Annotated in this window: 16 protein-coding genes; 4 read left to right on the forward strand and 12 right to left on the reverse strand. The window is 69.1% G+C overall.

The genetic code is table 11. The features are described from left to right. Positions 1-35 precede the first annotated feature (35 nt). The 5 genes from xdh to nth are packed head-to-tail and all read right to left on the reverse strand — an operon-like array spanning position 36 to position 7328. Complete coding sequence (gene xdh, locus HS104_05545; protein ID MBE7479433.1) at positions 36-2669, reverse strand: selenium-dependent xanthine dehydrogenase; 2634 nt, start codon at positions 2667-2669, stop codon at positions 36-38. 21 nt (positions 2670-2690) lie between these two features. Continuing rightward, complete coding sequence (locus tag HS104_05550; protein ID MBE7479434.1) at positions 2691-4151, reverse strand: pyridoxal-phosphate dependent enzyme; 1461 nt, start codon at positions 4149-4151, stop codon at positions 2691-2693. Beyond that, positions 4148-5365 carry a threonine synthase gene (gene thrC, locus HS104_05555; protein ID MBE7479435.1) on the reverse strand — a complete coding sequence of 406 codons (1218 nt, stop codon included), beginning with the start codon at positions 5363-5365 and terminating at the stop codon, positions 4148-4150. Before thrC ends, HS104_05550 begins: the two co-directional genes overlap by 4 nt. A 32-nt stretch (positions 5366-5397) precedes the next feature. Continuing rightward, on the reverse strand, positions 5398-6636 hold the full coding sequence (locus HS104_05560; protein ID MBE7479436.1) for a mandelate racemase/muconate lactonizing enzyme family protein: 1239 nt from the start codon (positions 6634-6636) through the stop codon (positions 5398-5400). Continuing rightward, positions 6633-7328, reverse strand: a complete 696-nt coding sequence (nth, locus tag HS104_05565) for an endonuclease III (protein MBE7479437.1) — start codon at positions 7326-7328, stop codon at positions 6633-6635. Before nth ends, HS104_05560 begins: the two co-directional genes overlap by 4 nt. A gap of 546 nt (positions 7329-7874) precedes the next feature. On the opposite strand from nth, the gene HS104_05570 reads away from it, so the two are divergent. Further along, positions 7875-8087, forward strand: a complete 213-nt coding sequence (locus HS104_05570) for a transposase (GenBank protein ID MBE7479438.1) — start codon at positions 7875-7877, stop codon at positions 8085-8087. Positions 8088-8219: 132 nt separating this feature from the next. On the opposite strand, the gene gyrA is transcribed toward HS104_05570, so the two are convergent. Continuing rightward, complete coding sequence (gyrA, locus tag HS104_05575) at positions 8220-10898, reverse strand: DNA gyrase subunit A (protein MBE7479439.1); 2679 nt, start codon at positions 10896-10898, stop codon at positions 8220-8222. Positions 10899-11179: 281 nt separating this feature from the next. Between gyrA and HS104_05580 the strand changes: the two genes are divergently transcribed. Beyond that, the gene (locus HS104_05580) at positions 11180-12541 is read left to right on the forward strand and encodes an HlyC/CorC family transporter (GenBank protein ID MBE7479440.1); all 1362 of its coding nucleotides are present in this window, start codon (positions 11180-11182) and stop codon (positions 12539-12541) included. Positions 12542-12557: 16 nt separating this feature from the next. Here HS104_05580 and HS104_05585 read toward each other — a convergent pair whose 3' ends face one another. Then, positions 12558-12938: a hypothetical protein gene (locus tag HS104_05585; GenBank protein MBE7479441.1), complete on the reverse strand. Its 381-nt coding sequence runs from the start codon at positions 12936-12938 to the stop codon at positions 12558-12560. A 10-nt stretch (positions 12939-12948) separates the two neighbouring features. Beyond that, complete coding sequence (gene bamA, locus HS104_05590) at positions 12949-15342, reverse strand: outer membrane protein assembly factor BamA (GenBank protein MBE7479442.1); 2394 nt, start codon at positions 15340-15342, stop codon at positions 12949-12951. 371 nt (positions 15343-15713) lie between these two features. On the opposite strand from bamA, the gene HS104_05595 reads away from it, so the two are divergent. Beyond that, a complete protein-coding gene (locus HS104_05595; GenBank protein ID MBE7479443.1) occupies positions 15714-16412 on the forward strand; it encodes a hypothetical protein in 699 nt (232 codons plus the stop codon). Positions 16413-16446: 34 nt separating this feature from the next. Here HS104_05595 and HS104_05600 read toward each other — a convergent pair whose 3' ends face one another. Further along, the gene (locus tag HS104_05600) at positions 16447-17844 is read right to left on the reverse strand and encodes a sigma-54-dependent Fis family transcriptional regulator (protein ID MBE7479444.1); all 1398 of its coding nucleotides are present in this window, start codon (positions 17842-17844) and stop codon (positions 16447-16449) included. Between the two features lie 127 nt (positions 17845-17971). On the opposite strand from HS104_05600, the gene HS104_05605 reads away from it, so the two are divergent. After that, positions 17972-18811, forward strand: a complete 840-nt coding sequence (locus HS104_05605) for a carbon-nitrogen hydrolase family protein (protein ID MBE7479445.1) — start codon at positions 17972-17974, stop codon at positions 18809-18811. An 86-nt stretch (positions 18812-18897) separates the two neighbouring features. Here the strand turns inward: HS104_05605 and HS104_05610 are convergent, their stop codons facing one another. The 3 genes from HS104_05610 to HS104_05620 all read right to left on the reverse strand — a co-directional run bounded on the left by HS104_05610 (position 18898) and on the right by HS104_05620 (position 24594). After that, on the reverse strand, positions 18898-19830 hold the full coding sequence (locus HS104_05610) for an SUMF1/EgtB/PvdO family nonheme iron enzyme (protein MBE7479446.1): 933 nt from the start codon (positions 19828-19830) through the stop codon (positions 18898-18900). Continuing rightward, positions 19827-22736 carry a hypothetical protein gene (locus tag HS104_05615; GenBank protein MBE7479447.1) on the reverse strand — a complete coding sequence of 970 codons (2910 nt, stop codon included), beginning with the start codon at positions 22734-22736 and terminating at the stop codon, positions 19827-19829. Before HS104_05615 ends, HS104_05610 begins: the two co-directional genes overlap by 4 nt. Before the next feature lie 721 nt (positions 22737-23457). Continuing rightward, entirely contained in the window at positions 23458-24594 is a 1137-nt protein-coding gene (locus tag HS104_05620) for an IS110 family transposase (protein MBE7479448.1), read from the reverse strand. Positions 24595-24769: the final 175 nt, after the last annotated feature.

A 24769-nucleotide genomic window follows, 5' to 3' on the forward strand; every position in this document is an offset into this window, starting at 1 on the left:
AACCGAGTGCTCGCCTGCGTCGAGATACAGGGCGCTCAGCGCCACTTCTCCCGATCTCCCTTGATGCGGCCGACGCTCATCGCCTTGGCGGCGGGCGAGTCCTTCATCGGCAACGTGGTGCGGCGAATGCCGTCGAAGGCCTCCAGCGCACCGGCCACCGCGCCCGCAGTGGGCACCAGGCCGATCTCGCCGACACCTTTGGCCCCGAACGGACCCTCGGGCTCCGGCTCCTCGACCATGATCACGTCCACCTTGGGCATGTCGCGGGCGCGCAGGACGCCGATCTCGCGCAGCTTGAACGTGACCGGCATGCCGTTCTCCGTCGGCAGCTCCTCGGTCAGGGCGTAGCCGATGCCCATGTGCACCGAGCCCTCGATCTGGCCGGAGCAGAGCACCGGGTTCACCACGCGCCCGACGTCGTGCGCGGCGACGAAGCGCTCGATGCGCCCTTTTTCGTCCAGGATGCAGACCTGCGTGGCGTAGCCGAAGGCGGTGTGCGTCTTGATCTTGGCCGCCGGCTTGCCGAGCGGGGTGGTGTCGGCGATCACGATGTCCGCGGCGTAGACCTGGCCCACCAGATCACCGAGCGTCTTGCCGCGATCGAGATCCGCCTTGAGCTTCTCGGCGGCGCTCTTCACGGCGTTGCCGGCGAAGAGCGTGGCGCGGGAGCCGGTTGTCTGACCGCAGCCGAGGGCGAACGTCGAGTCCACCTTGGGGCGGAACACGCTGCCGGGCAGGCCGGTCACCTCGGTCGCGAACTGGATCAGGATGGTGAGCAGGCCCTGACCCATCTCGGTGTAGCCGTTGTAGAGCGACACCGTCAGGTCCTTCTCGACCACCATCCGGCACTTGCCCCACTCCTCGACGCCGTTGCCGATGCCGCTGTTCTTGATGCCGCAGCCGATGCCCACGGCTTTGCCGGCGTTCTTGGCCTGGTAGTAGACGTCTTTGACGGCCTCGAGGGTCTTGCGGATGCCGACGGACTTCTCCAGCACCTGGCCCGTGGAGAACAGGTCGCCAACGGCGACGATGTTGCGATCGCGGATCTGGTAGGCGTCGATGCCGACCTTCTTCGCCAGGAGATCCAGGCAGCCCTCGATGGCGAAGCTCGCCTGGTTCGCGCCGAAGCCGCGCATGGCGCCGCAGGGCGGGTTGTTGGTGTAGGCGGCGACGGCCTCCACGTCCACGTTCGGGACGCGGTAAGGCCCGCAGGAGTGGCCGGCCGCGCGCTCCAGCACTTTGCCGCCCACGGAGGCGTAAGGACCCGAGTCGCCGACCATGCGCGCCTTCACCGCAGTGAGGCGTCCCTCCGCGTCGCAGCCCACCTTGTACTGCATGTGGATGGGGTGGCGCTTCGGGTGGATGCGGATGGACTCCTCGCGCGTCAGCTCGATGCGCACGGGCCGACCGGTGAGCTTCGCGAGCAGCGCGGTCTGCGACTGCACGCTCATGTCCTCCTTGCCGCCGAAGGCGCCGCCATTCGGCACCAGCTCGACGTACAGGTCGTCTTCCGGGATCCCCAGGAGCTTCGCCACTTGCCGGCGGTCGTCGAACACGCCCTGGCCCTGGGTGTAGAGGGCCATCTTCCCGCCCGGCAGCGGCTCTGCCAGGGCCGCCTCCGGCTCCAGGTACAGGTGCTCGATGCGCTGGGTCTGCCAGGTCCCCTCCACCACGTGGGCGCTCTGGGCGAAGGCCACCTCGACGTCGCCGCGCTTGATGATGGAGCGCGAGAGCACGTTGTCGTGGGTGGGGTTCACGCGCGGCGCGCCCTCCGCGAGCGCTTCGGCCGGCGAGAGCATGGGCGTCAGCACCTCGTAGTCCACCTCGACCAGGGCCGCTGCGGCGCGCGCCGTCGCCTCGTCGTCGGCCGCCACCGCCGCGAGCACGTCGCCGACGTAGCGGGCTTCTTCGCCGACGGCGATGAACGCAGGCCAGTCGGCGTAGAGCAGGCCGTACCAGCGCTCGCCGGGCACGTCGGCGGCGGTCGCCACCGCGCGGACGCCGGGGTGCGCCTTGGCCTTGGTCGTGTCGATGCGCGTCACCTTCGCCCGCGGGTGCGGCGACAGCACCAGGGCGCCGTGGAGCATGCCCTCGCGCACCATGTCGGCGACGTAGGGCCGGTCGCCGAGGGTCATCTCCGCGCCCCGGTAGCGGGGGTAGGGCTTGCCGAGGCCGGCGTCCGCGCTCGCCTCGGGCAGCGGCTCGCCGCGCTTCGCCTTCGCGTAGAGCTCGATGGCGTCGATGATCTTCACGTAGCCGGTGCAGCGGCAGAGGTGGCCATCGACGGCCTTGGCGATCTCGTCGCGGCTGGGGCTCGGGTTCTTGTCGCAGAGCTGCTTGGCGCGCAGGGCGAAGCCGGGGATGCAGAAGCCGCACTGGAGCCCGCCGGACACCACGAAGGCTTGGGAGAGCAGCGAGCGATCGCTCTCGGGCAGGCCCTCCAGCGTGACCACCTCCTTGCCCGCCACCTTCTCGGCGTCGAGGGCGCAGGTCGTCTTCGCCTGGCCGTCTACCAGGGCCAGGCAGCAGCCGCACTGGCCCTGGGGCTGGCAGCCGTCCTTGGTGGAGGTGACGCCGCAGCGGTCGCGGAGCGCGTCGAGCAGCGACTCCCCCGCCGCCACTTCGAGGTGGCGCTTCTCCCCATTCAGCGTGAAGTCGATGCCGGGCATGGGGCAGAGAATATCAGAGTCTCAGCCGAGGCCCACCCGCGCGTTGAACTCGCCGATCAGCTCGTCGAGCTTGGGCGCAAGCTTCGGGATCCCGGTCCAGTACTCGTCGTCGTGCCACTGCTGTTGGATCTCCGCGTAGGTCTTCCCCTGCTGCTCGACCCACGTGTAGTACTTCAGGCTGTGGACGCGCTTCTTCGCGGGGTGCGACAGCTCCTCCATCAGGTCGGTGCCCACGCCCAGGATGTGGCGCTCGTGCGCCACGGCGGCGTCCACCTCGGTGAAGGCGCCGCGCTCGGCGTTCAGCTCGGCGAGGCGGCTCTGGTACATCTCCATCGAGTCGGTGAGCACGGTCATCACCACGCTCTCGCGGCCGAGCTCGTACCACTTGGCCAGCTTGATGGCGCTGAGCAGGTTGGCCGCGCCGGAGATCCCGAGGAGCGAGAGCTTGTCGATGAAGGCCGCCGAGAGGCCGCGGCTCGCCAAGTGCTTCTTGCCCGCCGGCTCGTTGAACAGGCGGATGGCCGAGATGCTCGCCTCGTCGTCGATGGCCATCACCAGATCGGTGTTCTTCACGTTGTGGATCCAGGGCACGTGTTTGTCCCCGATGCCCTCGATGCGGTGCTCGCCGAAGCCGTTGGCGAGCAGGGTGGGGCACTGCGCGGCTTCGCTCGCGCCGATCTTGCTGCCCGGGAAGTGTTTCTTCAGGTAGTCGCCGGCGGCGATGGTGCCCGCGGAGCCCGTGGTCACCACCAGGCCCGCCAGGCGCCCCTTCGGGCCGAGCTCCTTCTCGAGCACCTCGGCCATGGCACGACCGGTCACCTCGTGGTGCCAGAGGTAATTCCCGAGCTCCTCGAACTGGTTGAAGATCATCAGCGACTGGCCGGAGCGGCGGAGCTCCCAGCACTTGTCGAAGATCTCCTTCACGTTGCTCTCGGTGCCCGGCGTCTTGATCACCTCGCCGGCCACCTTGCTGAGCCACTCGAAGCGCTCCTTGCTCATGCCCTCGGGCAGGATGGCGATGGACTCGCAGCCGAGCAGCGCCGAGTCGTAGGCGCCGCCGCGGCAGTAGTTGCCGGTCGAGGGCCAGACGGCCTTCTGCGAGGTGGGATCGAACTGCCCGGTCACCAGCCGGGGCGCCAGGCAGCCGAAGGCCGCGCCGACCTTGTGGGCGCCGGTGGGGAACCATTTGCCGACCAGCGCGATGATGCGCGCCTCGATGCCGGTCAGCTCGCTCGGGAACTCGACGAAGTTCACGCCGCCGAAGCCGCCGCCCTTCTCGACCGGCTGGTTGTGCCAGTTGATGCGGAACAGGTTCAGCGGGTTCACGTCCCAGAGCCCGACGCTGCCGAGCCCCGCCACGACCTTCGGCGGGATCTTCTTGGGATCGACCATTTGAGCCAGCGTCGGGATGACGATGTTCTTCTCTTTCGCGCGCTGGACGGCCTTGGCGAGGCCCGCTTCGTTCACGGTCAGGTCGATCATGGGGTTCCTTCTTTCAACACCTGGCTCAAAGCCGCAAGGCTCGGCTCGATGACGGGCGGGCTGGCCTTGGCGGCGCGCGTGGCAGCGCCGATGTCCTTCAGACCGTTGCCGGTGACGAGCACGACGATCTCCTCGTCCGCGGCGAGCTCCGTCAGCTCCGCTCCGGCGTAGGCCGCCGCCGCCGCCGGCTCGGCGAAGACCTGCGCGGTCCGGCCCAGCGTGGCGATGGCCGCGAGGATCTGCTCGTCGGAGACGATCACGAAGGCGCCGCCGGTCTCGCGCACGGCGGCGAGGGCGCGCTCGCCGTCGGCGGGTTTTCCCGCGGCGATGCTGTCGGCCAAGGTGTGGGTCTCGCAGGGCTCGATGTGGTCGCTGCCGGCCAGGAACGCCCGCGCGATGGGCGAGGAGCCCTCCGCCTGCACGCCCATGATCTTCGGCATGCGCTCGATGAAGCCGAGCTCGACCAGCTCACGGAAGCCCTTGTGCACGCCGACCAGGATGTTGCCGTCGCCGACCGAGACGAACACCCGATCCGGCGCCTTCCAGCCGAGCTGCTCGGCGATCTCGAAGGAGACCGTCTTTTTGCCCTCGGTGGTGAAGGGGTTCTGGGCGGTGTTCCGGCAGTACCAGCCGAGCTCCCGGGCCGCCGCCTCCGAGAGCGCGAAGGCGTCGTCGTAGCTGCCGCGCACGAGCACCAGGCGCGCGCCGAAGATCTGGAGCTGGGCGATCTTCGCCGGCGGCGCGCTCGCCGGCACCAGGATCACCGGCTCGATGCCGGCGCAGGGCGCCATGGCGGCCAGGGCCACGCCGGCGTTGCCGGTGGAGGCCGTGATGATGGGCGAGAGGCCGAGGGCTTGGGCGCGCTGCACCACCACCGCGCTCGCGCGGTCCTTGAGCGAGGCGGTGGGCATGCGGCCCTCGTCCTTGAGCCAGACGCGCGCGACCCCGAGCTTCGCCGCCACGCGGGGCGCGGCATACAGCGGCGTGCCGCCGACGCCGCGCAGGGGGCCGGCGCTCGCCGCCGGTACCGGCACCGGCAAGAGCGGCGCGTAGCGCCAGAGCGAGGGATCACGGCTCGCGCTGATGGCGTCGCGGCTCGCTCCCCCGAAGTCCGGGCGGACGTCCAGGTTGCCGTCGCAGCGCGGGCAGCGGTAGGTGGCTTCGTCGGGGCGAAGCTCGCCGCCGCAGCGGCGGCACGCGTAACCCAAAAACACGTCAGGGTTCTAGCGCGGCGGAAATTCAGCGTCTACGCGCGTGTGGCGGCCTTCCGCGCCCGGTCGATCTCGAGCGACGCCCGGAGCCCGCGGGTCCGGAGCGAGAACCAGACCAGGCGCTTCTTGTCCATGACGAAGAAGCGCTTGGCGTGGCGCGCGAGGGCTTTGGGATCGATGCGGAAGCCGAGCCCGGGCAACGCCGGCGGCGAGAGCTTGCCGCGCCGGTGCAGGAACGGCGTCTCCAGCAGCCCGTCCCGCGCTTCCGGCACCCAGCCCGGCGGGTTCAGCGGGTACTCGAGCTCCTTCTCGGCGCCGGTCGCCAGCCAGAGCTGCAGGTTCACCGCGAAGCCGATGCCGTTGGTCCAGGTGTGCGGCGTGTAGCCGAGCCCGGCCTGCTTCGCCAGCTTCGCCACCTCCAGCGTCTGCGCGATGCCGCCCGTGAAGATCGCGTCGGGCTGGAAGATCGAGTAGCAGCGCCGCTCGATCATCATGCGGAGCTCCGGTAGCCCTCCCGTGTGGAGCTCCGCGCCGCTGATGGGCACGCGGCTGTATCGACTGAGCTCCGACAGCTCCTCGTAGCCGTCCATGGGCAGCGGCTCCTCGACCCAGGTCAGGCCTGCGTCGGCACAAACGTCGGCGAAGCGCTTGGCGCGCGCGAGATCCCAGAGCGGCGCCGGGCCGATGGCGGTGACGCGCCAGGCCTGGTTCACGTCCACGCCGAGCTTCATGCGACTGCCCACGGCCTTGGCGGTCTCCACGACCTGGCGCTCGTCCACGGCCGGATCGAAGTCGTGGACGCGCAGCTTGAGCACCGAGAAGCCCTCGCTGAGGCGCGCTTCGGCCTCCTCGATGCGCGCGCCGGGCTCCTTCACCTCGCCGGTCGAGGCGTAGAGCGGAACCTCCCGCGGCGTGCCGCCGAGCAGCTCGTACACGGGCTTGTTCGCCAGCTTGCCTTTGATGTCCCAGAAGGCCGGCTCGATCCACCAGTTGCGCCAGCCGAGGTAGCCCATCTCGCGCAGGCGCTGCTGCACCAGGCCGATGTCCGTGGCGTCGGCGCCGATCAGGTAGGGCCCCACCAGCTCGCCCAGGCCCGCGCGCTCGTGGCCCATGCAAGGCCCCGCGCTGTAGCCCTCGATGCCGTCGTCGGTCGTGATCTTGATCAGCGTGAAGCGGTTCTCGTTCTGCGGAAAGCCGGGGATCCAGCTCGGCCGAAAGGTCGCCGGGAGCGGCACGGCGACGTGAAACAGCTCGATCTTGGCGACGCTGGTCATTTCTTCCTCGCCTTCTTCTTCGGGACCTTCTTCTTCGCCGGCGCCTTGTCCGTGCGCAGGCGGGGTGGCTTGCGTCCGACCTGCTCGGCCTTGAACGCGCTCGGACACAGCTCGCTGACGCTGCAGGCGGCGCAGGCCGGCTTGCGCGCCGAGCACACCCGCCGGCCGTGGAAGATCAGCGTGTGGGACACGCGATCCCAGTGCTCCCGCGGCAGCACGCGCATCAGATCGGTCTCGACCTTCTCGGGCGTGTCGTGGCGGCTCCAGCCCAGGCGCTGCGAGAGACGCAACACGTGCGTGTCCACCACCACGCCTTCGGGCGTGCCGAACGCCACCCCGAGCACGACGTTCGCGGTCTTGCGGCCGACGCCGGGGAGCTTCACCAGCTCGTCCAGCGTCCTCGGCACCTGACCGCCGTGCCGTTCCAGCAGCCCCTTTGCCAGCCCGGTGATGCTCTTGGTCTTCTGGCGGAAGAAGCCCAAGCTGCCGATGACCTTCTCGACCTCGGCGGGGTCGGCGGCCGCCAGCGCCGCCGCGCTCGGCCAGCGCCGGAACAGCTCGGGCGTCACCTTGTTCACGGCTACGTCCGTCGCCTGCGCGGACAGCACCGTGGCCACCACGAGCTGGAACGGATCTCGATGGTCGAGCTCGCAGTGCGCGTCGGGGTGTTGTCTGCAGAGCAGCTCGAACATGCGAGCCACCTGTCCGGATTTCGCGGGGGGAGGGGCTCGACGGCGCGACGACTGCGACATCAGGTGCGCATGCTAGTTCGGCATTCCATCACTGGCGACAGGAGATGAGCGGCGTTGCCGTCGCAAGCGACACCGGCGCCTCGGCGAGCTGGCGGCCGTTCACCACGCCTGGCGAGACGCCCCTCTTCCGGCTCGGCGGTCCAAGAATTGACCCGCACCCGCACCCGCACCCGCACCCGGACCTCGGCAGTGGGCGTTCGGATTCGGGTGCGGGTGCGGGTGCGGGTGCGGGGACGGCCGACCGGAGCGCGATTCCGGTCAGCCATCGCGTAGAGCCCGGCAAAGCTTCACGAGCATCGCGACAATTCGGTCGAGCGATGCTCGAGGACATCAAGGCGCGCACGGGCACCCTTCCCGGCCAACTCCTGGCGGACGCGAATCATGCGAAGCACTCGTGCATCGAAGCTGCGACCTGTGCCGGAGTCGAGCCCATCATCGCGATTCCGAAGCGCGATGATGGGCTCGACGAAACCCGTGAGTCCGGAGGTGGACGCCTGGCTCGAGCGGATGAAGACGGACGAAGGCAAGCGCGCGTATCGCGCCCGCGCGGCACTCTGCGAACTGTCCAACGCTCACCTCGAGTGCCACCACGGCACCGCGGCCGTCCTCGTCCGAGGTCTCACGAAGGTCACGTGCGTCGCTCTCCTCGGCGCCATTGCAGCCAACGTCCTCGCTCATGCCGCCACGTGGCTCGCGTAGCGGTCGAGCCTCGAGCGCACGTCCAAAGAGAGCTTGGTCAGGAACACGCTCCGCGCACTCCTGGCCGTTCTTCCTTTTGTCGATTTCGCCGGGCGTCTCCGCCCGACGAAATCGACAATGATGGACACCTCTTCAGCTCTCGCTCGGCTCGCCCCCGCTCGGCTCGCCTCCGCCCTCGCCGCCGCTGGCCTCGCCGCCGCTGGCCTCGCCGGTGTCGCCCGACGGGGGCTCGGAGCCGCCGTCGATCTCCGGCGGCATCAAGCTCTCGTCGTCCAGGCCCGACGAGCTCTCACTCATGGCCTCGATGGCCACGACGCGCTCGCCTTCTTCGACGCTCATCACCTTCACGCCCTGGGCGTTCCGGCCGGTCTCGCGGATCTCGGAGACGGTGGTGCGGATGGTCTGACCGCGGTCGGTGATCAACATCACCTCGTCGCCTTCCATCACCAGCGCGATGCCCACCACCGGCCCGTTGCGGTCGCTGGCGTCGATCAGGATGATGCCCTTGCCGCCGCGGTTTTGCTGGCGGAACTCCTCGAGCGGCGTGCGCTTGCCGTAGCCGCGCTCGCACACCGCCAGGACCTGCGTGCGCTGCGGATCGGTAGCCGCGAAGCCCACGACTTGATCTCCCTCGTCGAGATCGATGGCCTTCACGCCGGCTGCGCCGCGGCCCATGGGACGCACTTGCTGCTCGTCGAAGCGGATGCTCTTGCCGCTCTTGGTGGCGATCAGGAACTCCCGCGAGCCGTCGGTCACCGTCGCCGACAAGAGATGGTCGTCCTCGGCGATCTTCACGCCGATGATGCCCTTCTCGCGGTAGTTCTCGTACTCGAGGACCTCGGTCTTCTTGATCTGGCCGCCGGTGGTCAAGGTCGTCACGAACAGGCCTTCCTGGAAGCCGGGGACCGGGGTGATGGCGCGGATGCGCTCGCCCTCCTCGACGCCCAGGAAGTTCACGATGGCGCGCCCCTTGGCTTGGCGCGCCGCCATCGGGATCTCGTACACCTTCTTCACGTACAGCTTGCCAGCGTCGCTGAAGAAGAAGACGAAGCTGTGGGTGGAGGCCACGAAGAGCTGGTTCACGAAATCGTCGTCGCGGGCCTCCATGCCCGTCTTGCCCTTGCCGCCGCGCTTCTGCGCCTTGTAGTCGTTCAGGGCGGTGCGCTTGATGTAGCCCTGGTGGGAGATGGTCACCACCATCGGCTCTTCCTGGATCAGATCCTCGATCTGGATCTCGGCCTCGTTCTCCACGATCTCGGTGCGGCGCGGCTCGGCGTGTTTCTCCCGCACCGCGCGGAGCTCCGCGATGATGACCTCCATCAAGAGCTTCTCGTCGGCCAGGATGGCGCGCAGTCGAGTGATCTCGTTGCACAGCGTGCCGTACTCTTCGGCGAGCTTCTCGTACTCGAGGCCCGTCAGCTTGGACAGGCGCATCTCCAGGATGGCCTTCGCTTGCCGCTCCGAGAGGCGGTAGTCCTTCACCGCGGCCGCTGCCTGGATCTCTGCCTCCGGTCGCCCGGAGCGGCGCACGAACTCCTCGAGGCCGGCGAGCGGCAGCGCCATCAGGCGACCCTTGGCCTCGTCGCTGTCGCGCGACGCACGGATGGTCTTGATGACGAGGTCCACCTCGGTCACCGCCATGCCGAGGCCTTCGACGATCTCCTTCTGCGCTTCCGCCTGCGCCAGCTCGTAGCGCGTGCGGCGGCTCACCACCTCGCGCCGGTGCTCGACGAACTGGACCAGCGTCTCCTTGAGGTCCAGGACCGCGGGGCGCCCGTCCACGATGGCGAGGTTGATGATGCCGAAGGACGCCTGCATGTCCGTCATGCGGTACAGCTGGTTCAGCACCACGTCCGGGAAGACGTCCTTCTTGAGCTCGACGACGAGACGCATTCCGTCGCGGTCGCTCTCGTCGCGCACTTCACGGATGCCCTCGACGCGCTTGTCGCGGATCAGCTCGGCGATCTTGGCGGCCAGGCGCGCTTTGTTCACCTGATAGGGGATCTCGGTGACCACGATCTGCTCGCGGTCGTTCGAGCCGATGACCTTCTCGACCTCGGTCTTCGCGCGCATCACCACGCTGCCGCGCCCGGTCTTGTAGGCCTGCCAGATGCCAGAGCGACCGTGGATCATGCCGCCGGTGGGGAAGTCCGGCCCGGGCACGATGGCGATCAGCTCCTCGACCGTCGCCTCCGGCCTGCCGATCAGGAAGATGGTCGCGTCGATCACCTCCGCCAGGTTGTGGGGCGGGATGTTCGTCGCCATGCCGACGGCGATGCCGCCGGAGCCGTTGACGAGCAGGTTCGGGAAGCGCGCCGGCAGGACCGTGGGCTCCTGCCCCGACTCGTCGAAGGTCGGGGCGAAGTCGACGGTGTCCTTCTCGATGTCCTCCATCAGGTCCATGGCGACCTTCGCCATGCGACACTCGGTGTAGCGGTAGGCGGCGGGAGGGTCGCCGTCCACGGAGCCGAAGTTGCCTTGCCCGTCCACCAGCATGTGGCGCAGCGAGAAGTCCTGCGCCATGCGCACGAGCGCGTCGTAGACCGCCGCGTCGCCGTGCGGGTGGTACTTGCCTATGACTTCGCCGACCACCAGCGCGCACTTGCGGTAGCTGGTCGACGGCGTGAGGTTCAGATCGCGCATCGCGTAGAGGATGCGCCGGTGCACCGGCTTCAGACCGTCGCGCACGTCCGGGATGGCGCGGCCGATGATCACGCTCATCGCGTAGTCGAGATACGAGGTCCGCATCTCGTCTTGGATGCTGATCGGGTGGTCCTGCGGCGACGGATTCTGGGGGGGCGGGTTGGCCATGAAGTCGCTTTTTCCGAGCTGCTTCGTTTACCACGGGGAGGCGCCCTCGGCGACCCCCAACGGGCCACGGAACTGCTGGAAAAACTGCGAGAAAGTCGGGCGCGCGGCGAGCCCTTCGGTGGCCGCCGTGCGCCCCCCGATCGAGCGCGTTCCAGAGCTCCGCTGCCCAGAGCCGTCGGCGAGGAGCACGGCTTGGCGTCGAGGAGCGACGCATGCGAGAGTCGCCTGCGGAGAATTGGGCTCGTCGACGCGACGGGGCTCGGTGACGGGCGAGCTCGAGCATGACCTACGAACGGACGGCATCAGCTGACGACCACGGCGTCTTCGCCGAGGCCCCGTGGCTGGGCATCGCGATCGCGATCGTGCTCGTCTTCCTCAACGGCTTCTTCGTCGCGGCGGAGTTCGCGCTGGTCAAGGTCCGGCCGACACAGATCGAGCCCCACCTGAGCCGCGGGAACCGGCGTGCGATCATCGCGCGCCACATGATCCGTCACCTGGACGCGTATCTGTCCTCGACCCAATTGGGCATCACGCTCGCCAGCCTCGCACTCGGTTGGATCGGCGAGCCGGCGTTTGCGGCGCTCGTCCGCCCGCTCCTGATGCGCCTGGGCGATCCGTCGCCGGCGGTGGTCAGCTCCGTCAGCATCAGCGTGGCCTTCGTGAGCATCACCGCCCTGCACATCGTGATCGGCGAGCTCGCGCCCAAGTCGATAGCGATCCGCAAGGCCGAGCAGTCCGCCCTTTGGACCGCCGTACCGCTGTTCCTGTTCTACAAGCTCACTTTTCCGGCCATCTGGCTCTTGAACCACGCCGCCAACGCCCTCTTGTTCCTGGTCGGTATTCGCCCGGTCAGCGAGGCAGAGAGCGGTCACTCCAAGGAGGAGCTGCGAATGCTGCTCGCGTCGGCGGAGGGGAACCCACTCTCGCTCCGGAAGCGCGAGATCGCCGATCGGCTCTTCGACTTCGGGAACAAGCTCGCGCGCCAGGTGCGGGTTCCGCGACACCAGGTGGTCTGGCTCTCGACCTCGAGCCCCATCGAGGCGAGCCTCGAGCGGGCCCGTGCCTCCGGGTACACGCGGTTCCCGGTGTGCAAGGAGGGGCTCGACGAAGTCCTGGGGTTCGTTCACATCAAGGACCTGTTTCACGCCAAGGTTCGCCCGGAGTCGCTCGAAGCCGTCACGCGGAAGCTGGAGTTCGTTCCCGAGACGCTGCCGCTCGACCGCCTGTTCGACCGCATGCAAGCCGGGCGGCTGCACCTGGTGGCCGTAGTGGACGAATACGGTGGAGTCAGCGGGATCGTGACGCTCGAGGACGTGCTCGAGGACCTGGTGGGGGAGCTGCGTGACGAGTTCGACGAAGGCGAACGACCCAGCCTGGTTCGGATGGGGGAGGGAGTCTTCGTCGTGTCGGGAGCGATGCTGGTGGGGGAAGTGGAGAGGCTGGCGGGCATCGAGCTGAGCGACCGCGACGAGGACACCCTCGGCGGCGTCGTCCAATCCGAGCTCGGCCGGCGAGCGCGGGTCGGCGACCGAGTTCGGATCGGCGGCGCCGAAATCGAGGTCGTCGAGGCGAGCCTCGGTCACATCGAGGCGCTCCGAGTCGTGGTCGATGCCGGACTCGGGGCGCCGGACGACGAGGCGTGAGCGCCGCGACCGCGTGTCAGCGGAAGAAGGCCCGGAGCTGCCAGCCCAGGATCAGCGCCAGCATCAGGCCCACCCAGAACAGCCAGCGCTTGTCGCCGAGCGAGCCGCCGGCGCGCTGGAGCTCGAGCACTTTCAGCCGCGCCTCGAGCTGAACCAGACGCCGATCCAGCTCGTCCACCCGGTGGTCCGGACGCTCGCTCAGGCGATCGGCCGCGGCCTTGACGCTGAGCAGCGTGTGCTCGCCGAGGGTCGTCGAGCTGTCCAGCTCCTCCGACGGAGCGGCGGGGCGCGTGCTCGACCGCCGCTCCGGGGGCGGCAGGTCCCGCTCGGTGTCCTGAGACGAGGCCGCGTTCTTCGGCGTCGGAGGGATGTCGTCGGCGGAGTCCGAGGCGCTCATCGCTGGGTCATCAGAAGAAGTTGCCGATGGTGAACTCGAACACGCTCGACTCCTCGTAGGGGAGCGGCTTGAAGGGGAAGCCCCACTCGAAGCGCAGCGGGCCGAGAGGCGAGAACCAACGAATGCCGAAGCCGTAGGAGGTGCGGAGCGCGGCGAGGCTGGAGAAGCCGTCGAAGCAGGGGCTGGTCTCCTTGAACACCGAGCCCTGATAGGCGAGCGCACCCTGGCCGGCGGTGTCGCAGTAGTTCTCCTCCAGGTTCCAGGAGTTGCCGGCGTCGGTGAAGAGCACGCCGCGGATGCCGACCTTGTCGATGATCGGGAACTCGATCTCGAGGTTCTGGAAGTACATCAGGTTGCCGCCGATGTTCGCCCCGTACGGGATCGGCGAGCTGTTCGGATCCGTGATGGCCATGAGCGGCACGCGCGGGCCCAGGGAGCGGAAGCGGAAGCCGCGCACGTCGAGGATGCCGCCCAGGAAGAAGCGGGCGAAGATCGGCACGCCGTCTTGCGATGGGCTGGTGACGTGGCCGCCCTCCATGTTGAGCTTGGCGACGAAGCCGGAGCCGAGCGGGTAGTAGAAGCGCGCCACGCCGCGGTGGCGCAAGAACTCGTTGTCCGAGCCGAAAGAAGAGGCGGCCAGCTCGGACGAGCCGCGCAGGTAGACGCCGGCCGTCGGGAAGAGCCGGTTGTCCCGGGTGTCGAAGGTCAGCGCCGGGCGCACGCTGGAGGTGAAGCCGTCGTTGAACAGGTTGGCGAGCGGCAGCTGGCGGAACACGCTGGTGCCGCCGGTCTGCCCGAGGATGGTCGAGGTGGTCTGCGTGGACACGTCGTTGAGCTCGGCCGTGTAGGCCACGCTGGCCGAGAGCTCCGGCTCCACGATCGGGTAGCCGAAGGTGAGCGAGCCGCCGCGGGTGGACTCGCTGAAGTCGTTGTAGATGCGCAGCTGATCGAACAGATCGATGCTGGCCGAGAAGTCGCTGTCCAGGAAGTAGGGCTCGTAGAAGCGCACGTCGACCAGCTGCCTGAGCCCGCTGACCTGCGCCTGCAAGGACAGGCTCTGGCCGTTGCCGAACAGGTTCGCCTGCTGCACCTGCGCGGTGGCGATGAAGTTCTCGATGCTGGAGAAGCCGGCTCCCACCTGGAAGGTGCCGGTGGGGCGCTCGGTCACCTCGATGTAGACGGCCATCTTGTCGGGCGCCGAGCCCTCTTCCGTCGAGATGTCCACGCGCTCGAAGAAGCCCAGGGCCGTGATGCGCCGCTTGGACCTGTCGAGCCGGGTCTCGTGGAAGAGCTCGCCCTCCTCGACCTCGAGCTCTCGCCTGAGCACCTTGTCGCGGGTCTTGGAGTTGCCCCGCATCTCGATGCGCTCGAAATAGACGAGGGGGCCGCGCTCCACGGGCACGACGATGTCCACCTCGTGGCGTTCCTGGTCGAGGCGCGTTTGCGGGTTCGCCTCCACGTTCGCGTAGCCGTGGTCGCGGTACAGCGTGCGTACGGACTGCAGGTCCTCCAGGAGCTCGGCGCGGTTGAAGAAGTCCCCCGGCTTGGCCCGCACCATGTTGCGGAGCTTGCGGCGGCCGTTGATCGGCTCGACCTCGGTGCCGTCCTTGCCCCGCTCGTAGACCCGAAGCTGCCGGATGCGGTAGCGAGGGCCCTCGTCGATGGTGATGCTGACCTCGATGCCGTTGCGATCGGGGGTGAGCATCACGCGGGGTGTGCTGATCGAGACCTGAAGGTAGCCGCGGTCGTAGTAGAGGGCGCTGATCACCGCGATGTCGCGCTCGAAGGCGTCCTGCCGGTAGGGTCCACCCGACCCGAAGGCGAAGAAGCCCGCGTTGCCGGTGAACATCAGCTCCCTGAGCTCCTCGTCCGGGATGCTGTGGTTGCCGATGAAGGTGATGCGCCGGACGCTGACCTGCCCGTGCTCCGTGATGGAGAGCTTCACGGCCACTTCGTTGTTCTTCTGCGGGACGATCTCGCTCTTCACTTCAGCCAGGAAGAAGCCCCGTTCCGCGTACATGTCGCGGATCTTCTGGATGCTGCGCCTGACCGCCGGCTGGCTCAAGATGGTGTTGGACTTGACCTCGATGGCCTCGACGAGATCCTCCTCGTCGATCTCCGAGTTGCCCTCGAACACGACCTCCGAGATGTTGGGCCGCTCGCGCACGAAGAAGCGCAAGGTCACCCCGGCGTCGCTCTTGTCGAGGTCCACCTCGATGTCGTCGAAGAAGCCGGAGTTCCACAGCTCGCGGACGTCTCCGGTCAGCGCCTCCGGGGCGAAGGTCTGTCCGACGCGCTCGCGCAGGTAGGTGAGGATGTCTTCCTTGGTGACGCGGCGGTTGCCCTCGACGTCGATGCGCACGATGGTCAGGCCCCGGGCCTTCTCGGCTTCACCCGGCGGCAGGCGCGGCACCGACGGCGCGTCGCCGGCGGCCACGCGCGTCTTCGGCTTGGGCTCGGCGGGCTTGGGCTCGGCGGGCTTGGGCTCCGCGGGCTTGGGCTCCGCGGGCTTGGGCTCCGCGGGCTTGGGCGCCGGCGGCGGGACGCCCTGGGCCCACACCGGCGTCACCCAGAGCAGCGCCAGAAATCCGAGCAGCGCTCGCGCTCGGACCCCCGCCCGGAGGACGAGCCCCAGGCGGCAGAGACCGGCGACAAGCAAGACGGGCATCGAGGGCCGAGGAAAGGAGCGATCTGGCGAGCCATCTACTCGAAATCGCGAGCGTCCGGGTAGCCTAGGATTGCTCCTGTCTCAAGTCGCCAGGAAAAACCCCCCAAATGGCCCCCGCCGTTTCGCTCAGGCCTCGTGGCCGCCCGCGCCGGATCGCGCTCGGCTGCGGACTCTGGGCCATCGTCGTCGCGACGAGCTGTCGCGGCGGCAGCGAGCGAAAAGGAGCCGACGAGCTCGCTCGGAGCTGCGCGGCAGCCTGCGCGGCGCTCACCGGGAGCGGCTGCGACCGGGAGGGCTCGCGGCCGAGCGACCAGGCTCGCTGCGTCGAGCACTGCGCCAAGCGGGGCGCGGAGGTCGAGCAGGCCGGGTGCAGCCGCGAGCGCGCGGCCTACCTGGGCTGCGCCGCGGGCCGGCGCCTCGACTGCTCCGCCGCGTGCAGCGCGCCGCTCTGCCTGGAGCGGGGCGAGGGGATCGCGGAGTGTGGCGCGGAGCACGCCGCCCTCGCCCGCTGCCTCGCGCCTTGCGAGGGCGCCGGCGTGGTCGCGCTCGTCGATCGCGACGCGGGTGGCCCGCACGTCCGGGCCGAGCTGATCCGAGCCGGCTGCGGCGCGTGCCCTCGGCTCGACTCCCGCGCGCCAACCGGAGCCCCCTGCCAGGCGGCCTCGGTGTGCAGCCAGGTGTGCTGCAGCTGTCCCGCAGGGCGCGCGCGCTACCTGGCTCGCGTCTGTGAGGACGGAACCTGCGCCGACGCCGAGCGCGCCTGCGCGGCAGCGCGGGCGGCGGGGGCGGCGCCGTGCGCGGAGTGAAGAACCACGCTGCCGGCTACTCGACGGGTCGCAGCTACCCCCGCCGAAAATCGTCCACGTGGATGCCGTAGCGCTTCATCCAGCGGTGGACCTGCATGCGCGCCTTGCCGAGCTGCCGGCCGACGGCGGCCACGTTGCCGCCGTGCTGCTCGAGCAGCGCGCGCAGCTCCGCGTCCGTCGGCACCTGGGTCCGGGAAGGTGGCTCGTAGCTCGCCGGCGGCGGCGGGAGGCTGCCGGGCGCCGTGCCGGTTCCGGGCCGGAGCGCGTCGCCATAGTCCTCCATGGCCTCGATGACGGGGGCTGGCAGGAGCTGATCGCCGAGCACGGTGGTCTCGGCCAGGGCCACGCAGCGCTTGATGCAGGCCTCGAGCTCCCGCACGTTGTAGGGCCAGTCGTACTGGAGCGCCGCCGTCATGAACCCGAATGACGGGGTCAGCTCCTGGCGCCCGTGGCGGGCCAGGAAGGCGCGCACCAGCATGAAGACGTCTTCTTTGCGCTCACGCAGCGCCGGCAGCCTGAGCTGATACTCGTTCAGGCGCGCGAACAGGTCCTGCCGGAACGAGCCGCCCTGCTGCAGGCGCCAGAGATCGCGGTGAGTGGCGCAGATCACCCGCACGTCCACGCGCTCCGGCGCGGTGGCGCCGAGCGGGAACACCTCCTTGGCTTGCAGCACCCGGAGCAGCTTCGCCTGCGCCTCGAGCGGCATGTCGCCGATCTCGTCGAGCAGCAGCGTGCCCTCGTGCGCGCTCTTGATCAGGCCGGGCTTGTCGCGGTCCGCGCCGGAGAAGGCGCCGCGCTTGTAGCCGAACAGCTCGCTCTCGATCAGCGTGGCGGGGATGGCGGCGCAGTTGACCGCCGAGAAGGCGCCGCGCCGGCCGCTCAGGCGGTGCAGCTCCCGGGCGACCACCTCCTTGCCGGTGCCGCTCTCGCCCAGGAGCATCACGCTGAGCGGGGTCGGCGCGATGCGCCCGAGGTCGGCCGCGATGCGGTCGATCTGGTAGCCACCGATCATGGCGCCGTCGCTCGCGCCCCGCCGCGCCGCGCCGTGGAGCATGGCGCCGTCGATGCGGTAGTCGGCGAAGGCCTCGGCGTGCTTGTCCACGAACTTCAGGATCGCGTCGCCGATGCGCACCTCGTTGAGGGGCTCGAGCTCGACGGCGGTGATGCGCCGCCCGTCCACCAAGGTGCCGTTGCGGCTGCCCCGGTCGCGCAGCACCCAGGCGTCGTTCTCCCAGCCGACCTCGGCGTGGACGCGCGAGACCGCGTTGACGTTCATGCGGATGTCGGTGCCCTCGTCCCGGCCGATGGTCAGGCGCTCCTTGTCCAGCAGCCACACCGGCGGCAGCTCCGCGTAGTTCTCCGCGTAGAGCAGCACGAGCCCCGCCACCGGCCCACCGCGGTTCGGTGAGGCGGGCGTGCCGAACTCGGCCATCGCTCCGGTGGTCTTCTCGCTCATGAGCCCGACAGTCCGCTCGCAGCGTACCGACCCTTTGCCGGCGAAACCAGCGGGTTTTCATTCTCTTCCGATAACGCCCGACGGGCGCGTAGACTCCGTGGCCATGGCAGAGACGAACGCGCGAGAGCCGCTCCGCGTCGCAGCGGTGCAGCTCCAGAGCCAAGAAGACGTCGGCGAGAACCTGGAGCGCTGTCGGCACTGGGTGCGCCGCGCGGCGGAGCGCGGGGCGAAGCTCGTGCTCCTGCCGGAGAACTTCGCCTTCATGGGTCCCGAGGCGGACAAGCGCAGCATCGCGGAGAAGATCGGCGACCCCGGAGCCCCGATCCAGACGGCGCTCGCCGCGATGGCGAAGGAGAGCGGCGTGGTGCTCGTGGCCGGCGGCTTCCCCGAGGCGAGCGGCGACGAGCGGCGTCCCTTCAACACGCTGGCCGTGTACGGCGCCGACGGCACGCTCGCCGGCTCCTACCGCAAGATCCACCTGTTCGACGTGCGCCTGCCGGACGGCAGCGAGATCAGCGAGTCGGCGGCGACGACCGCGGGGCGAGAGCCGCAGGTGATCGACGTCCTCGGCTACCGGCTCGGCCTGAGCATCTGCTACGACCTGCGCTTCCCGGAGCTCTACCGCGCGCTCGCCGATCGAGGCGCGGAGGTGCTCCTGGTGCCGGCGGCGTTCACCTTGCTCACGGGCAAGGACCACTGGCACGTGCTGCTCCGGGCGCGGGCCATCGAGGCGCAGTGCTTCGTGCTGGCCGCGGCGCAGTGGGGGACGCACCCCAAGGGGCGCACGACCTACGGCCACTCGCTGCTCGCCGATCCCTGGGGCACGGTGATCGCCGAGGCCTCGGACGGCCCCGGCGTCGTGGTCGCCGAGCTCGATCCCGCCGTGCTGGCCCGCGTGCGCGCGAACCTGCCCAGCCTGACGCACCGAGTTCTGGGGCGCTGAGGCTTGCACGGCGACGCTCGGCGTGAGGGGTGGTCCGCGGAGTCAGCCCGTTGGAACTGGTAGGAGTGTCGCGAGGCGGGGATCGGCTACTCGACGGGTCGCACGCACCGGTAGCCGAAGCCGGGAATGTCGTTGTAGGCGCTCCCCCTTCCTCGATGAGCTGCGCGGAACTTCTCCGGGGGGTCATTGGTCGAGCCACCGCGCACCGGTAGGATCATGACCTTGGGCCACGGGCATGTCTGACCCGGCGGGCACTTGGTGGGCCGGGTCGGAAGCTCCGTGTAGCCTTCGGTGTAGGCGTACTTGGCGATGCCGACGACCTCACCTGCATTGCCGGCCAGGTCGTAGATGCCCTCCGGGCTCGGTGGGTAGCTGCCGGCCGCGCTCACCTCCGGGATGTCGTTCCCCACCCACGGCACCTTGGGCGGGCACTTCTTGGCGTCGATGTTGGCGAGCTCGCAGGTCGGAGGAGCCTCGCCCCAGGGGTAGGTGCGGGTGCCGCCCCAGGTGGCGGCCCACTCCCACTGAGCCTCGTCGATGTGGCGCTTGCCTTCCTCGCCACAAATCTGATCGCCCGGTGATGGCGTGCCGGGTCCGTCGTAGTCCGGTTGGGCGACGGCGATATCGGACAGGAGCGGCATGTACGCCTTTGGCTGCGCACACTCGAGCTCTTGACTGGGGCAGTCGGGATCGTCTTCCCAGTGCGACCAGGTACGCAGGGTGGCCTCCATCCAGAACGGCGCGACGGTGACCTCGTGCGGCGTGTCCGCCAGCGGGCAGGGCTCGAAGGACGGCGGGAGCTGGTGCACGCCGGCGACGGGGCAGTAGCCCCGGCCCAAGGTGAAGGTCCCGCCCGGGACGTAGATCTCGCGGACGCGACAGCGGCCGTCCACGAGGTCGGTGCCGGGAGGGCACCCGGTCTTCGGCCATGTGGGCGCGGTTGCGGCGGAGTCCTCCGTCCTGCCGCCGCACGCGGCGCTCAGCACCGCGAGCAGCCCGATGACGAGCGCTCGGTTCATGGCGTCCGCCGGCGGCGCACCACGCGTCGCGAGAGCCCGGCAGCGAGCGGAAGCAGCGCGAGCCAGGGCCAGGCTTCGCGCTCGGTCTCGGCGCCCACGACGCCGCACTGCGCGGGGCAGCCTCCGGGCTCGAGGTGCGCGCGCACGTAGGCTGGAGTCGTAGCGGTCGCGCTGACGACGCAGGCGCTGGGGTCATCCGGGCCGGTCGCGCTCGCCAGGCACTGGCGCACCCGGTAGTAGACGCGGTCGCCGTCGGCCAGCGCCGACGAAGCCACGGCTGCCCAGCTCGACGCGGACGGCTTGGCGCGGAAGAAGCCGCTGGGCGAGCAGTTCAGTCGGGTCGTCGGGCTGAACGTCTGCGGGTCTCTCGTCGTGACGCCGCCCGCCGCGGAGCTGAACGCCGGGTTGTCCGAGAGCTCGACCCAGAGCTGGTTGAGCCCGCCGGTCGCGCCCGTGAACTTCGTCCCCGGGACCGCGAAGAAGTCGAACTCCGGCGCCTGCGCGGTCGAGCTCCAGTCGAAGGGTCCGGACATGGTCAGCGTCTGCGCGAGCAGGTTCAGAGCCAGGGCGTCGCTGCACTCGGTCGAGTTGCAGCGCACGATCGGACGTGCGTCCGGGTCTCCAGTGCCAAGCGCCCAGAGGAAGTGAACGCCCGCGGGGAAGACGCCTTTCTCGATGAAGGCGGCGCGCGCCGTGTGCGTCCAGCGACGGACGTCGGCATACGGAGAGGCTTTCAGGTACGTCGCCAGGGCGCTGAAGTACTTGACCTCCCCGTCGGCGGTGGCCTGAAGGGCCCGCTCGGCCTCGAGGAGGTGACGGGCAGGGATGCCGCTGCCGACACCGGAGTCGAAGAAGCGGCGCGCGTAGCCGAACATGGCGCCGCCGACGACGAGGCGCCGGTCGGAGTGGAACTGGTCGGCGAGGAACGACGGCCAGGTGCAGGCGTTGGTGTCCCCGCCGGGCGGCTCGACCTCCTTCCAGAACCCGAACGCCCGCGTGTTGCAGAGCGAGCGAGTGCCCAGCCCGATGGTGCCGGTGCCGTAGGCGGACTTGTCGTCGCACACGCCCATGAGCTCGCTCAGCGGTGTCGTGGAGGCGAAGATGGGCCCGAGCAACGCGCGCCGGACTTCGAGGGCCGCGAAGCCGTCGGCGACGCCCTCCAGCACGACGTAGCGCCGCTTGCAGGGCTGGTTCGGGGGGCACTCGCCGGGGAACAGCTCGTCCGGGTCTCCCGCGGGGTTGGGGACGAGCTGCCAGCCGCCGTCCTTCGCGAGGGACTCCTGGATGTGATGATGGTACTCGTGGGCGAACAGGGAGCCGTCGCTCGTGGCGTCGAGCGCATGGGGCGTCGGCGCCGAGCCGCTGGAGGGCCGCGCGTCCGCGAATTTCATGGTGTAGCGCCCGGCCTTGGCGTTGTTGAAGTCCGTCGTCGCAAGGTCGTCGTCCTGGGTGAAGACCGGCCGCCAGTGAACGGTGATGGATGTGCGGAATCGGTCCTGCCCCAGCACCTCGAAGCGCGAGTCGAGCAGCGCGTAGAACTTCTGGAGCTTGCCGGCGTTGTGGAACGCCTGGAGCTCGGCGTGGTGCGCGGGACCGACGGGCTGCTCGCTCGTGACGTCGTCCCGAAGGTAGTGAACCCATCCCGGCGAGCTGTTCAGCGCCGGCCTCACCGTCACGTCGTTCAAGGTGCCGTGAAGCGGTCCGACCCCGTGCTGCTGGCTCAGGAGCAGGAGCTGCGGTCCGAGCGGGTCGGGCTGCACATTGACGGGGACCGGCGCGTTGGCGGGGTTGGTGTAGTCGTCGTCGGAGCGAGGCGCGACGAGCGGTTGCAGCGAGAAAGCGTTCTCATCGACTAGCATGTCGTTGCGACACACCGCGAACCCTGTCGGGTAGAGAGGTCCGCCATCAGGCGTGATGCAAGACACCCTGGTCGCATCGTGCGGCGCAGTGTCGAGGTGCGCGATCTGGCCGTCCCCGACCTCGACGTGGGTCTGGACCTGCTTGAGCCCGCCGAGGTAGTCGGGGTCATACCCGGTGAACGTGAACGACTTCTCGTTCGGACCCGTGGCGAGCACTCGGCCCATCGCGTCCAACACGGTCAGGACTTCCCGCCGGCCGTCGAAGTGAACGACGTAGAAGCGCCCCTGGGCCCCGCCGCCGTCACGTACGCCGCCGCGGACCACGTACGACCGCTGGACGTCTGCGACGTGGGCGTGGACTCCGCTCGATGCGATGGAGCGTTGTATCGCCTCACCATCGGAGACCACGAAGCGGTCGAAGGTGAGCGGCGACTCGCCTGCCGGGACCCTACAGCTCACCGCAGCAGGGAATGGCTGGCGCGCGGGAGCGGACAGCTGGCAGCGCCCCGGTGTGACCGGCACTCCCTCGTGCACGAACGCCACGTCCCAGACGCGTCGTTCGGCCCCTTCTTCGGTCGCGGCGCGCGCCGCGGTCACGAGCGGTGGCGCTGGCAGTCGCTTCCCGGCGAGCCGCACCGCGAGCTCCACCAAGCGCGCCAGCTCGTCGCGACTCGGGTTCGGGCGCGGCAGAGTCAGCCCGGTGAAGAAGAAGTCTTCCCCGAACGGATCGAGCTGGAGGCTGGCTCGACGGAAGAGCCGACCCTCCTCGGCGCGAAGCAGGCCTCGCCGGTAGCCTGGAGCTTCACTCGCCCCGTGAGCGACGACGGGTCCCAGTGGATCGACTGCACGGACGTGTTTGCGTCGAGGACAATCGACCCATGCCTCCTCGGCGCCGTGATCGCCGCCGTCGCCCGCCTCCGTATCCTCGACCTTCTTCGCGGCTGCTGGCGGCTTCGCAGCGGGCTCGGCACTCGAGCGAGTAACCCACAACCCTACCACTGCGAGAGAGAGAGAGAGAGTCAACTTCACCCGCACCCGTCTACCCATGACACCCTCCTGGTAGCCCAGATTCTCTCGCGCCCGTCGGAGACACGCAATGTGCGCGGACGTGGTTCCGTGTGAGCGTTCCCGCAACGGAGATGCATCCAGAGGTGGACCCAGCAGGACCTGGTGCGGGCGGGACGAGGACCTGCTGCGGGGACGCAGAAACGGAACGGGGACGAGAGCAGGTCCTGGTGCGGGGACTGGAGCCGGACCTGGTGCGGGGACTGGAGCAGGTCCTGGTGCAGAGACGGGAGCAGGACCAGGTGCGGGGGCGCGCGAGGCCGCAAGCCGAGCCCGCTACGACGCCTTGGGGCTTGCCAAGATCAGATCACGACTATGAGGCGGGCCTGACGTCAACTGAATGAAAGGGATTTTTGCCGTTCTCTTTCGGGCACATCGGGTGCTTGTGGTGGCGGTACGAGACCTGGGCATGGAGCTGTCCGGTGCGAGCTGGGGCCCGCTGTTGAGGTGAGGCGCTGCTTGCTGCGACGGATTACGAGCTGGCTTCGATCGACTATTCGCGGTGTTCGAGCTCGGGCTTGATGGGCCCTTGCTTTAGGTGAGCTCGCCCGCAGATGGGGCTTCGAAAAGGAGGGTGGCGACGCACTCTATCCGACGGGTTTCGACGCCGTGGCGCCGCACCATCGCGATCTTCGCGTTCATCCACCAACCGATCTGGCCGCTCTCACAGTCGCGCTCGCGGCGCGGATTGGAGACGCGTGAGTTACGCGACGGGAGTCACCTCCCGCGTTTTGGTTGGAGCCTTCTTCGAGAGCTTCTTGGCGGCCGCCGCGAGGGCCTTGGCGCGAAGCTCGGCCGATCGTGCGGCACGGTGGGTGCCACGGCTGCTGGCGCGGGCCAGGTGCTCAGGGTCGTAGACGGTGCCGTCGCGCCACATCGCCCACAGAATGCCGACCAACCTGCGCGCCAACGCGATCACTGCCACGCGCCTGCCGCGTCGCTGGGCGACCTCATGAGCCCAGAGCCGCAGCGGGTCGTTCGGAGCCCGAGTTTTTACGCACCACGCGGCCTGCACGAGCAGGGCGCGCAAGTACTTGTTGCCCTTCTTGGTGATGGCGCCGATGCGCCGCTTCCCTCCCGAGCTGTCCTCGCTGGGCACCAACCCCAAGTACGACTCGACTTGGTGAGCGGTGCGGAAGCGCTTCGCATCGTCGATCACGCTGACGAAGCTGGCCGCGACGATGAGACCGACGCCGGGTGTGGTGGCGAGCAACTCGACAACAGGCTCCGTCGCGCAAAGTTCGAGGAGCTTCGCTTCGACCGTCTTCAGCTCTGCGGTGATTCCGTTGAGGAGCGTGAGCAAGGGCAGGAGCATCGAACCGAGCTCGAGGTCGAGGCGTTGCTTGGTCACGGTGCTCGCAAAGTGTTCGGCCGTGCACCTGGGCAGCTTCGTTCCGTGCTCTCGCGCCAGCCCGCGCGCAGTGGTCACCATCTGCGCCCGGGACTCGACGAGCGCGCGCCGCACGTTGAGCCAGCGCCGGAGCTCTCGCCGCTGCGGCGACAGCACGTGGGCCATCGGTATGCCCCCGCGCTCCAGAGCGAGCGCCAGGACTTCTGCGTCGATTCGGTCCGTCTTGCGACCGTGGCGGCCGATGCCTAGCTGCTTGCTCCGCGTCGTGTCGACCAGCACGACTTGGTTGCCCCACCGGGTGAGCAAGTCGTGGACGTACCAGGCTTCGCGGCAAGCTTCGATCGCGACCACCGCTGGCGGTTGGCTCGGGCCCAGCAGCGATGACAGCGTCCCGAGCTCGGTCACCGCGCCCCGTTGGAGTACCTGCTCGCCCTCGACCTCGCAGAACGTGGTTTTCCGCGCACCAAGGTCCAGTGCTACTTTCCGCATGGCTGACCTCTCCTTCTGGCCCCCGTTCGGTTGTGCCTCTGAGCACGTGGGGGTGCTGACAGGGAAACCCGTCGGCGAGAGGTCGGCCGCTACTTTCTCGGCGAGTTCGTTTCGCATGGACGTGACGGGCTCGGGGCCCGCCTCATCCCATCTATCCGCCAATGAGAGGAGAGTG

Source organism: Polyangiaceae bacterium (genome assembly GCA_015075635.1).
In the GTDB taxonomy this organism is placed as follows: domain Bacteria; phylum Myxococcota_A; class Polyangia; order Polyangiales; family Polyangiaceae; genus JADJKB01.

Bases quoted from the DNA above. Each gene is read 5' to 3' on its own strand.
- xdh (MBE7479433.1), bottom strand. From the start codon at position 2,669: ATGCCCGGCATCGACTTCACGCTGAATGGGGAGAAGCGCCACCTCGAA.
- HS104_05550 (MBE7479434.1), bottom strand. From the start codon at position 4,151: ATGATCGACCTGACCGTGAACGAAGCGGGCCTCGCCAAGGCCGTCCAG.
- HS104_05560 (MBE7479436.1), bottom strand. From the start codon at position 6,636: ATGACCAGCGTCGCCAAGATCGAGCTGTTTCACGTCGCCGTGCCGCTC.
- nth (MBE7479437.1), bottom strand. From the start codon at position 7,328: ATGTTCGAGCTGCTCTGCAGACAACACCCCGACGCGCACTGCGAGCTC.
- gyrA (MBE7479439.1), bottom strand. From the start codon at position 10,898: ATGGCCAACCCGCCCCCCCAGAATCCGTCGCCGCAGGACCACCCGATC.
- HS104_05580 (MBE7479440.1), top strand. From the start codon at position 11,180: ATGACCTACGAACGGACGGCATCAGCTGACGACCACGGCGTCTTCGCC.
- HS104_05585 (MBE7479441.1), bottom strand. From the start codon at position 12,938: ATGAGCGCCTCGGACTCCGCCGACGACATCCCTCCGACGCCGAAGAAC.
- HS104_05595 (MBE7479443.1), top strand. From the start codon at position 15,714: ATGGCCCCCGCCGTTTCGCTCAGGCCTCGTGGCCGCCCGCGCCGGATC.
- HS104_05600 (MBE7479444.1), bottom strand. From the start codon at position 17,844: ATGGCCGAGTTCGGCACGCCCGCCTCACCGAACCGCGGTGGGCCGGTG.
- HS104_05605 (MBE7479445.1), top strand. From the start codon at position 17,972: ATGGCAGAGACGAACGCGCGAGAGCCGCTCCGCGTCGCAGCGGTGCAG.
- HS104_05610 (MBE7479446.1), bottom strand. From the start codon at position 19,830: ATGAACCGAGCGCTCGTCATCGGGCTGCTCGCGGTGCTGAGCGCCGCG.
- HS104_05615 (MBE7479447.1), bottom strand. From the start codon at position 22,736: ATGGGTAGACGGGTGCGGGTGAAGTTGACTCTCTCTCTCTCTCTCGCA.
- HS104_05620 (MBE7479448.1), bottom strand. From the start codon at position 24,594: ATGCGGAAAGTAGCACTGGACCTTGGTGCGCGGAAAACCACGTTCTGC.